11 protein-coding genes are annotated in these 9,758 nt (G+C 48.4%); 5 read left to right on the forward strand and 6 right to left on the reverse strand.

All coding sequences use genetic code 11. The annotated features are described in order from the left end of the window. Positions 1-52: 52 nt before the first annotated feature. From ABJO30_06705 to ABJO30_06730, 6 genes are all read right to left on the reverse strand, one after another. Positions 53-454, reverse strand: coding sequence for a F0F1 ATP synthase subunit epsilon (locus ABJO30_06705; GenBank protein ID MEP3232500.1), 402 nt, complete (start codon positions 452-454; stop codon positions 53-55). Continuing rightward, on the reverse strand, positions 447-644 hold the full coding sequence (locus ABJO30_06710) for a glutathione S-transferase (protein ID MEP3232501.1): 198 nt from the start codon (positions 642-644) through the stop codon (positions 447-449). The genes ABJO30_06705 and ABJO30_06710 overlap by 8 nt, the downstream gene beginning before the upstream one ends. A 5-nt stretch (positions 645-649) precedes the next feature. Next, complete coding sequence (gene atpD, locus ABJO30_06715; GenBank protein MEP3232502.1) at positions 650-2,137, reverse strand: F0F1 ATP synthase subunit beta; 1,488 nt, start codon at positions 2,135-2,137, stop codon at positions 650-652. A 58-nt stretch (positions 2,138-2,195) separates the two neighbouring features. Beyond that, positions 2,196-3,074: a F0F1 ATP synthase subunit gamma gene (locus tag ABJO30_06720; protein ID MEP3232503.1), complete on the reverse strand. Its 879-nt coding sequence runs from the start codon at positions 3,072-3,074 to the stop codon at positions 2,196-2,198. A 71-nt stretch (positions 3,075-3,145) separates the two neighbouring features. Further along, on the reverse strand, positions 3,146-4,672 hold the full coding sequence (gene atpA, locus ABJO30_06725) for a F0F1 ATP synthase subunit alpha (protein MEP3232504.1): 1,527 nt from the start codon (positions 4,670-4,672) through the stop codon (positions 3,146-3,148). Next, positions 4,672-5,229 carry a F0F1 ATP synthase subunit delta gene (locus ABJO30_06730; protein MEP3232505.1) on the reverse strand — a complete coding sequence of 186 codons (558 nt, stop codon included), beginning with the start codon at positions 5,227-5,229 and terminating at the stop codon, positions 4,672-4,674. Before ABJO30_06730 ends, atpA begins: the two co-directional genes overlap by 1 nt. Before the next feature lie 397 nt (positions 5,230-5,626). Between ABJO30_06730 and aqpZ the strand changes: the two genes are divergently transcribed. The 5 genes from aqpZ to ABJO30_06755 all read left to right on the forward strand — a co-directional run. Continuing rightward, positions 5,627-6,307 carry an aquaporin Z gene (gene aqpZ, locus ABJO30_06735; GenBank protein ID MEP3232506.1) on the forward strand — a complete coding sequence of 227 codons (681 nt, stop codon included), beginning with the start codon at positions 5,627-5,629 and terminating at the stop codon, positions 6,305-6,307. Between the two features lie 123 nt (positions 6,308-6,430). Beyond that, the gene (locus ABJO30_06740) at positions 6,431-7,177 is read left to right on the forward strand and encodes a class I SAM-dependent methyltransferase (protein MEP3232507.1); all 747 of its coding nucleotides are present in this window, start codon (positions 6,431-6,433) and stop codon (positions 7,175-7,177) included. Positions 7,178-7,279: 102 nt separating this feature from the next. Further along, the gene (dapF, locus tag ABJO30_06745; GenBank protein MEP3232508.1) at positions 7,280-8,185 is read left to right on the forward strand and encodes a diaminopimelate epimerase; all 906 of its coding nucleotides are present in this window, start codon (positions 7,280-7,282) and stop codon (positions 8,183-8,185) included. After that, on the forward strand, positions 8,186-9,466 hold the full coding sequence (gene mtaB, locus ABJO30_06750) for a tRNA (N(6)-L-threonylcarbamoyladenosine(37)-C(2))-methylthiotransferase MtaB (protein MEP3232509.1): 1,281 nt from the start codon (positions 8,186-8,188) through the stop codon (positions 9,464-9,466). A gap of 23 nt (positions 9,467-9,489) precedes the next feature. Then, positions 9,490-9,758, forward strand: a 269-nt coding sequence (locus tag ABJO30_06755) for a hypothetical protein (GenBank protein ID MEP3232510.1), incomplete at its 3' end; no start/stop codon positions are given.

Raw genomic sequence — 9,758 nt, forward strand, 5'->3', positions numbered from 1 at the left:
AAAAAAAAGCGGGCTAAAAAGCCCGCTTTTAAAATTCATTATCGATAAAAGATTAGAGACCGAGGGAAGCTTTCACTTCTTTCAATTGGTCAACCTTCTCTTGTGCCGCTTGTTTTTTGTCTTCAATGGCGGCCTCAAGATCTGCTTCAGCGGCAGAAATTTGATCATCCATCATTGCTTTGTCCATGGCGGCAACCTCAACGGCTTGTTCAGCCAGTAGAGTGAAACCATTTGGTGAAACATCAGCCAAACCACCTTTGACGAAGATTTTCATCTCAGCGCCATCAGCAAGCTTTGCCTCAACAATGCCCGGCTTAACAGTAGACATAAACGGCGCATGGTTGGTCATGACGGTAAAGTAACCCTCAGAACCTGGCACCATAACTTCAGTTGCATCGCCAGAGAAGATCAGCTTCTCAGGGGAAACGAGTTCGAATGTGAAAGCGTCAGCCATTCGTTTTCTCTTCATTCAGCGCTGCTTCAAAATGCGAGGCAGCTTGTTCGAATTTATCCCGACATCCCGTATTGCAAAAGCCGACGACCTTATCTTTGTAGAGGGTCAAACTATCGGCACTTACCGGTTTGCCGGACCACGGGCAGGTTTCGTTGACACAATCGTCAAGCGAAAGATCTGCCCGATCCAACTTTACTAAGCCGCTTCAGCAGCGAGCTTTTCAGCTTTTTCTTTCGCTTCGTTGATATCACCAACGAGGTAGAAAGCAGCTTCTGGAAGGTGATCGTAATCACCAGCCACAAGACCTTTAAAGCCTGCAATTGTGTCTTCAAGAGCCACCAATTTACCAGGTGAACCAGTAAAGATTTCAGCAACGAAGAACGGCTGTGACAAGAAGCGTTCAATCTTACGGGCACGTGCCACTGTAATTTTGTCTTCTTCTGAAAGCTCGTCCATGCCGAGGATGGCGATGATGTCTTGTAGCGCTTTATAACGCTGAAGAATTTCTTGCACTGAACGTGCAACATCATAGTGCTCTTGGCCAACAACCAATGGGTCGAGAATACGTGATGTTGAATCAAGTGGATCAACCGCAGGGTAGATACCTTTTTCAGCAATCGAACGGTTCAACACTGTTGTCGCATCCAAGTGAGCAAACGTTGAAGCAGGCGCCGGGTCAGTCAAGTCATCGGCAGGAACGTAAACGGCCTGAACAGATGTGATTGAACCTTTAGTTGTCGTTGTAATCCGCTCCTGCATGGCGCCCATATCGGTACCAAGTGTTGGCTGATAGCCCACAGCAGAAGGAATACGACCGAGAAGCGCGGACACTTCAGAACCAGCCTGTGTAAAGCGGAAGATGTTGTCCACGAAGAACAAAACGTCTTGGCCTTTGTCACGGAAATCTTCCGCAATTGTAAGACCTGTCAAAGCAACACGAGCACGCGCTCCAGGAGGCTCATTCATCTGACCGTAAACGAGGGCCGCTTTAGAACCTTCGCCGCCGCCTTCTTTGTTCACACCAGATTCGACCATTTCCCAGTAAAGGTCATTACCTTCACGTGTACGCTCACCAACGCCAGCAAACACAGAATAACCACCGTGTGCTTTCGCGATGTTGTTGATCAATTCCATAATCAAAACGGTTTTACCAACACCAGCACCACCGAAGAGACCAATTTTACCACCTTTTGAATAAGGGGCGAGAAGGTCAACAACTTTAATACCTGTGACCAAGATTTCCGCTTCTGTTGATTGCTCAATATAAGCAGGCGCATCTTGGTGGATACCGCGTTTTTCTTTTGTTTTGATTGGGCCAGCTTCATCAACCGGCTCACCAATCACGTTCATGATGCGGCCAAGTGTTTCGTCGCCAACAGGAACCAAGATCGGCTCACCCGTGTCAGCAACTTCCTGACCACGAACCAAACCTTCAGTACCGTCCATCGCGATTGTACGAACAGTGTTCTCACCCAAGTGCTGAGCAACTTCGAGAACCAAGCGGTTACCGCCGTTGTCCGTTTCAAGAGCGTTCAAAATTTTTGGTAGATGATCATCAAACTGAACATCAACAACCGCACCAATCACCTGCGTTACGCGACCAACGGCACCTTTTGCCTTTGGTGCTGCTTTCTTCGGTGCGGCCTTTTTTGGCGCTGCTTTCGTAGCTGCTGCTTTAGCCATTTCTTTCCCTTTCGGTCTTTACTCATGCCCACCAAAGGCGGGGTCAATAAGGTTCTGGTTACAGTGCTTCTGCACCAGAAATAATTTCGATCAATTCTTTAGTAATTTGAGCCTGACGCTGACGGTTATAGCTAATCGTCAATTTGTCGATCATCTCACCAGCATTGCGTGTTGCGTTGTCCATGGCGCTCATCCGTGCACCCTGTTCAGAGGCCGCATTTTCTAGCAATCCACGGAAAATCTGCATGGCAATATTACGCGGGAGAAGGTCTTCAAGAATTTCGCCTTCTTCCGGTTCATATTCATACTGAACCGCATCGCCGTCACCTTCGCTAGCTTCCGGCACATCAGCAGGAATAATCTGCTGTGCAGTTGGAATTTGGCTAATGACAGACTGGAATTCTGAGTAGCAGATTGTGCAAACATCAAATTCTTCGCCATCAAACATGTCGATGACTGTTTTGCCGACGTCTGCTGCGTTTTCAAAACCGATCTGCTTTACGTCTTTCAGCTCGACCAGCTTAATGATTTGATCTGCAAATTGGCTTCTCAAGGCATCATAGCCTTTTTTGCCAACACAGATCATTTTCACTGTTTTGCCGTCAGCCATAAGACTGGTCGCTTTTTCGCGAGCAATACGTGCAATGGATGAATTGAAGCCACCGCAAAGACCGCGCTCAGCCGTCATAACAACAATAAGATGCACATCATCCTTGCCGCTACCAGCCATAAGCTTCGGTGCGTTATCGCTTCCTTGAACACCAGCAGAGATATTGGCCATAACCGAACTCATACGCTCGGCATATGGGCGCGCTGCTTCAGCGGCTTCTTGCGCTTTGCGAAGCTTCGCTGCTGCCACCATCTGCATGGCTTTAGTAATCTTCTGCGTCGCTTTAACAGACGCGATCCGATTTTTAAGATCCTTAAGGCTCGCCATCGAGGTCCCTTTGGTCAACAATCATAAAAGAAAGGTGCGAGGCATAATCGCCTCGCCCTTGTTTGTTTCAGTTAAGCAAATGATTTAGCAAACGCTTCAATCACGTCTTTCAATTTGCCTTCTGATTCGTCTGTCAGTTTCGCGTCATCACGGATCTGATCAAGAAGCGCTTGGTGGTCGCCACGCAAGCTGGTCAAAAGACCCTGCTCAAATGGGCCAACTTGGCTTACTTCAAGTGTATCAAGATAACCGTTCACACCAGCGTAGATCACAGCCACTTGCTCTTCCGTTTTAAGCGGAGAGAACTGTGGTTGCTTCAAAAGCTCTGTCAAACGCGCACCGCGGTTCAACAAACGCTGAGTTGAGGCATCAAGGTCAGAACCGAACTGCGCAAACGCTGCCATCTCACGATACTGGGCCAATTCACCCTTAATCGAACCAGCAACCTGTTTCATCGCTTTAATTTGAGCAGATGAACCAACGCGGGAAACCGATAGACCAACGTTCACAGCTGGACGGATACCTTGGTAGAACAAGTCTGTTTCAAGGAAGATCTGGCCATCTGTAATTGAAATCACGTTTGTTGGAATAAACGCTGACACGTCATTACCTTGTGTTTCAATCACTGGAAGTGCTGTCATTGAACCTGAACCATTGTCTTCGTTCAATTTAGCAGAACGCTCAAGAAGACGAGAGTGCAAGTAGAAAACATCACCAGGGTAAGCTTCACGTCCTGGTGGACGACGAAGAAGAAGTGACATTTGACGATAAGCAACAGCTTGTTTTGAAAGGTCATCATAACCGATCATCGCGTGCATGCCGTTATCGCGGAAGAATTCGCCCATCGCAGAACCAGTAAACGGTGCAAGATACTGCATCGGTGCTGGATCAGATGCGGTTGCGGCAATCACGATTGAATACTCAAGAGCGCCACGCTCTTCGAGGATTTTCACGAACTGAGCAACAGTTGAACGTTTTTGGCCAACAGCAACGTAAATACAATAAAGCTTTTTGCTTTCGTCTTTACCTTTGTTGATCGGCTTCTGGTTCAAGAATGTGTCGAGGATGATCGCTGTTTTACCAGTCTGACGGTCACCAATCACAAGCTCGCGCTGACCACGACCAACTGGGATCAAAGCGTCAATCGCTTTAAGACCTGTCGACATTGGCTCATGCACAGATTTACGCGGAATAATGCCTGGCGCTTTCACGTCCACACGAACACGGTCACCTTCGATCGGGCCTTTGCCGTCAATCGGGTTACCAAGCGCGTCAACCACACGACCAAGAAGGCCGCGGCCAACTGGTACGTCCACAATAGCGCCTGTACGCTTAACTGTGTCGCCTTCTTTAATGTCACGGTCAGAACCGAAGATCACAACACCAACGTTGTCACTTTCAAGGTTCAGCGCCATGCCACGAATTCCACCAGGGAATTCGACCATCTCACCGGCTTGTACATTATCAAGACCATAAACGCGAGCGATACCGTCACCGACGGAAAGCACTTGACCGACTTCAGAAACTTCCGCTTCTTTGCCGAAATTCGCGATTTGCTCTTTGAGGATTGCGGAAATTTCCGCGGCTTTGATTTCCATCAGCCGACCTCTTTCATCATCATTTTGAGGGAAGTAAGTTTTGTCCGAATGGACGTGTCAATCATCTGACTGCCAACCTTAACAATAAGGCCACCAAGAACAGATGGATCAACAATTTCGTTAAGCGCCACGTCTTTGCCAACTTTGGCCTTCAGTGCTGCCTTTAGGTCTTTAAGCTGTGCAGCGGTAAGCTTTACAGCAGACGTCACATCACCTGCGACTTCGCCACGGGCATCAGCTGCCATGCGACGGAATGATTCGATAATCGCAGGTAAAACAAACAAGCGGCGGTTTTGAGCAACCACGCGAATGAAGTTCGCTGTCATATCGGTAGTTTTTGATTTTGTCAGAAGCGCGTCAATTGCACGGACCTGATCTTCCGTTGAAAATACAGGGCTTTTGATCAGCCGTGTCAGGTCTTCGCTGCCAGAAAGGCTTTTATCAAGCGCGTCTAAATCTTTTTCAGTCGCTTTGATTTTTGCAGCAGTTGTGCACAGCTCGAACAGCGCACCCGCATAACGATCAGCAACACCGGAAAGAGGAGAAGATGCAGTCACTGGAACCCTATCGTAACTCGTTTGAATATTCGCTCAGACGCCATTTTTATTAACTCCTTGATTTTATTTAAAAAACCATCTTATCAATTTAGGAGGTAAAGCAAATATGCCTGAAATTTGCGCTTTGGTAGCACAGCAATATAAGCGACGCAATAACGTCTAAGGTCTGATAAGGCAGGAAATTCAATGATTCTGCCCCCACCTTCAGTTTATAAAGCTTGAACTGCGTTTAAATTCAAACAAATGGCTGGTTTCTCGCACCAGAATATAAATCGCCAAGCTTTATATTGTCCGACAATAATACATCTCTGGGTGGAAAATAGTTGCAACGCAACTTTAAATATATATGGTTTTGGCAGATTTCACTATTATTGGAGGATTTAACGTGAAAAAATTAATGGCTGAAGCCTTTGGCACATTCTGGTTGGTGTTTGGTGGTTGCGGCAGTGCTGTGTTCGCAGCTGCATTTCCAGATGTAGGCATTGGTTTATTGGGAGTTTCTTTTGCTTTCGGCCTAACAGTGCTGACAATGGCTTATGCCGTCGGCGGCATTTCTGGCGGGCACTTTAATCCCGCTGTCTCTGTTGGTCTTGCTGTGGCAGGCAAATTTTCTTTCAAAGAATTACCAATGTATGTGATCGCACAAGTTGTCGGCGGCTTGTTGGCAGGTCTTGCCTTGTTTCTCATTTTGTCTGGAAAATCAGATTTCACCTCAGTCGGCGGATTTGCATCAAATGGATTTGGCGAACATTCGCCAGGTGGTTTCTCTTTGATCAGCGTAATTATTGCTGAAGTCATCTTAACCGCCTTTTTCTTGATTGTGATTTTGGGTTCAACCAGTAAAATTGCTCCCGCAGGCTTTGCGCCAATCTCAATCGGCCTTGCCTTGACCTTGATCCACTTGATCTCGATCCCAATCTCCAACACCTCAGTGAACCCAGCGCGCTCAACTGGCGTTGCAATTTTCGCTGAACCTTGGGCGTTGCAGCAACTTTGGGTTTTTTGGGCAGCACCAATCGTCGGCGCTGTAATCGGCGCTATTTTGTGGAAAGGTTTGCTTTCACCAGACGCTGAATAAACAGTACAAAACAATCTCAAGAGAAGCGCGGTCTTGGCCGCGCTTTTTCTTTTGCTGGATTTCACCTTCTTTATTTGCCATGAAAAATGACCCTTATTTAATGATGAACCTAGTGATGAAGAAATGAAAAATCGCCATTTTGAAGATCAAGGCGACGCCTACGCGCAATATCGCCCGACATATCCCGCACAACTTGCCCAAGCATTGGCAAATATTTGCTCCACCAAAAACCTTGCGATCGATGTTGGATGCGGCAACGGGCAATTCTCTTTGTTGCTGGCCGAACATTTCGACACTGTATTAGCAAGCGATGTCAGCGCAGACCAAATTTCTAACGCAACCGCTCACCCCACCATCACCTACAATGTTGGCCCAGCCGAAAAAATCGAAGTTCCAGATCAAAGCGCTGATTTGGTGGTTGCCGCGCAAGCTGCCCATTGGTTCGATCTGCCAGCATTTTATAAAGACGCAAGACGCATCTTAAAGCCTGACGGCATTATCGCGCTCATCACCTATGGCGTTTTGGAAGTGGACGGACCAGCAAGCCAACGTATCGATGATTTTTACTGGAAGGAAATTCATCCGTTTTGGCCACAGGGTCGGGAAAATGTGGAAAATGGCTACAAAGACTTTCCGTTTCCCTTTAGCCCAATCGAAATGCCAAGCCTTGCCATTGAGCGCACATGGTCGGTCGATCATTTCGCCAATTATTGCAACACGTGGTCAGCTGGTAAACGCGCCAAAGCGGCAGGCCGCAGTGATATTATTGAAACCATGCGTGACGAGGTAGCAGAGATAATTGGTACAGATGGAACATTATCCATACGGTGGCCTATTACCATTCGTGCCGGAACTATAGAGAACTATTGAGAACCATCAATAAGAGCTGCATCAACGCTGATTCGTGATATAACTGGAAATTACGCGCAACATCCGCCATATAGTCGGCAATCACAAAGCTGGACATACCTTATGAGCGACAACGCTGTACCTCTTTTTAAAATGAACGGGGCGGGAAACAAAATTCTCGTCGCTGACCTGCGTGGTTCTGAAAAACCACTAACGGGAAAGATGGCGGCTGTTCTCGGCAAAAACGACATGCTGCATTTTGACCAGTTGATGGCAATTGAGGCGCCGCAAACTGATGGCACCAATGCCTATGTCAAAATCTATAATATTGATGGGTCTGAAGCTGAAGCCTGCGGCAATGGCACGCGCTGTGTTACCGATGTTATGTTGAATGCAGAAGGTGGGACACAACTCAGCCTTGAAACCTCACCCGGCATTTTGACTGCTAAGCGCTTAGACAATGGGTTGATTACTGTTGATATGGGCGAACCGAAATTTGCATGGCAGGATATCCCGCTTGCAGAAGAGTTTCGCGACACCCGCATGATCGAATTGCAAATCGGCCCGATCGACGATCCTGTTCTCCATTCTCCTTCTGTTGCCAACATGGGCAACCCTCATGCGATTTTCTGGGTTCAAAACGATGTCGAGAGCTACGGCCTTGAGCGTTTCGGCCCGCTTTTAGAAAATCATCCAATCTTCCCAGAAAAAGCCAACATCTCTCTAGCCCAAGTGGTAAGTGAGACGGAGATCAATCTAAAAGTATGGGAACGCGGTGTCGGCCTCACCCTTGCTTGTGGGTCTGCGGCTTGTGCCGCTGCTGCTTGCGCGGCTCGCACGGGGCGAACAGGTCGCAAAGTCGGTGTTAATCTTCCCGGTGGTAAACTGACAATAGAGTGGACCGAGAACAATCGCATTTTGATGACAGGCCCAACCGCTTATGAAGCTGTCGGCGTGGTCCATCTTAATGACCTTGATTGGGAACTGGTCGAAACAACTGACCCGTTTGGCTTGGCAGAGCAGATATAAATGAGTGACGCCAAAAACCTCGATATCATCACCATGGGCTGTCGGCTTAATACGCTCGACAGTGAAGTGATGCTGCGTGCGGCAGAAGAGGCTGGCCTTGAAAATACACTTTTAGTGAACACCTGCGCCGTAACAGGCGAAGCCGTGCGCCAAGCGCGCCAAGCGATCCGCCGTGCTAAGCGTGAAAACCCTAACCGACGTGTTCTGGTTACAGGCTGCGCTGCCCAGACCGAAGCTGAAACCTTCGCCAATATGGAAGAAGTCGACGCGGTTTTAGGCAATGAGGAAAAACTCAAAGCCTCAAGCTATACCCGACTGCCAGATTTTGGGGTGAGCGCTGAAGAGAAAATCGTCGTCAACGACATTATGAGCGTGACGGAAACCGCGCCGCACATGGTGGATGCCATGGGCGACCGCACCCGCGCCTTTGTTCAAGTGCAAACTGGATGCGACCATCGCTGTACTTTTTGCATCATCCCCTTTGGTCGTGGCAATTCGCGCTCTGTGCCTATGGGCGCGGTGATTGATCAAGTAAAACGGCTCGTTGAAAATGGGTTCCTCGAAGTCGTCATTACAGGCGTTGATATTACCTCTTATGGTGCAGACCTTGCTGGCACGCCCACGCTTGGCACATTGGTTCAAAACATTCTGACTTCCGTACCGCACTTGCCGCGTTTGCGGCTTTCTTCGATTGATTCGATTGAAGTTGATCCTCCGTTGATGGAAGCCATCCACCATGATCACCGCCTCTTGCCGCATCTTCATTTGTCTCTGCAATCGGGCGACAACATGATTTTAAAGCGCATGAAGCGTCGTCATTTGCGCGAAGATACGATCCAGTTTTGCAATGAGGTGCGTGAAAACCGCCCCGACATCGTATTTGGTGCCGACATCATCGCGGGCTTCCCGACAGAAACTGATGCAATGTTTGAAAACTCACTTCGCATTGTTGATGAATGCGGCCTTACCCATCTACACGTCTTCCCCTATTCACCGCGACCGGGCACGCCAGCTGCGAAAATGCCGCAAGTAAATGGGAAAACTATTAAAGACCGCGCCCGACAACTGCGCGAAAAAGGCGAAGCACAACTTAGCGCCCACCTTGAAAAAACAGTTGGAAATTCGGCATCAATCTTGGTGGAACGCCTTTTAGAGGACGGCACGAGATTGGGGCGCACTGAACAATTTACACTTACCCGTTTGAACCAAGGCCAAGAGGGTGAGATTATCAACGCGCGAATCACAGGCCGCACGAATAACGAACTCGTTGCAACTGCCTGAGCAGATGCACGAATAGGGACGATATGAGCGACAAAAAACCAGGTCTTTTAAAACGGATTTTCTCTTTCGGCAGAAAGAAGGAAGAACCTGTTGTTGAAGAGGTGATCGAAGAAATTGCCGAGGTTGAAGACGTAGCCGCTGTTATAGAAGAGCCGATCGTTGCCGAAATTCCAGCAGAGCCAGAGCCAGAGCCAGAGCCAGAGCCAGAGCCAGAGCCAGAGCCAGAGCCAGAGCCAGAGCCAGAGCCAGAGCCAGAGCCAGAGCCAGAGCCAGAGCCAGAGCCAGAGCCAGA

The sequence above is a fragment of the Hyphomicrobiales bacterium genome (genome assembly GCA_039973685.1).
Classification (GTDB): domain Bacteria; phylum Pseudomonadota; class Alphaproteobacteria; order Rhizobiales; family JACESI01; genus JACESI01.

What these genes read in the sequence shown, in the direction of transcription:
- dapF (MEP3232508.1), top strand. Translation starts at nt 7,280, where the DNA reads ATGAGCGACAACGCTGTACCTCTTTTTAAAATGAACGGGGCGGGAAAC.
- atpD (MEP3232502.1), bottom strand. Translation starts at nt 2,137, where the DNA reads ATGGCTAAAGCAGCAGCTACGAAAGCAGCGCCAAAAAAGGCCGCACCG.
- ABJO30_06740 (MEP3232507.1), top strand. Translation starts at nt 6,431, where the DNA reads ATGAAAAATCGCCATTTTGAAGATCAAGGCGACGCCTACGCGCAATAT.
- ABJO30_06705 (MEP3232500.1), bottom strand. Translation starts at nt 454, where the DNA reads ATGGCTGACGCTTTCACATTCGAACTCGTTTCCCCTGAGAAGCTGATC.
- aqpZ (MEP3232506.1), top strand. Translation starts at nt 5,627, where the DNA reads ATGGCTGAAGCCTTTGGCACATTCTGGTTGGTGTTTGGTGGTTGCGGC.
- atpA (MEP3232504.1), bottom strand. Translation starts at nt 4,672, where the DNA reads ATGGAAATCAAAGCCGCGGAAATTTCCGCAATCCTCAAAGAGCAAATC.
- ABJO30_06720 (MEP3232503.1), bottom strand. Translation starts at nt 3,074, where the DNA reads ATGGCGAGCCTTAAGGATCTTAAAAATCGGATCGCGTCTGTTAAAGCG.
- mtaB (MEP3232509.1), top strand. Translation starts at nt 8,186, where the DNA reads ATGAGTGACGCCAAAAACCTCGATATCATCACCATGGGCTGTCGGCTT.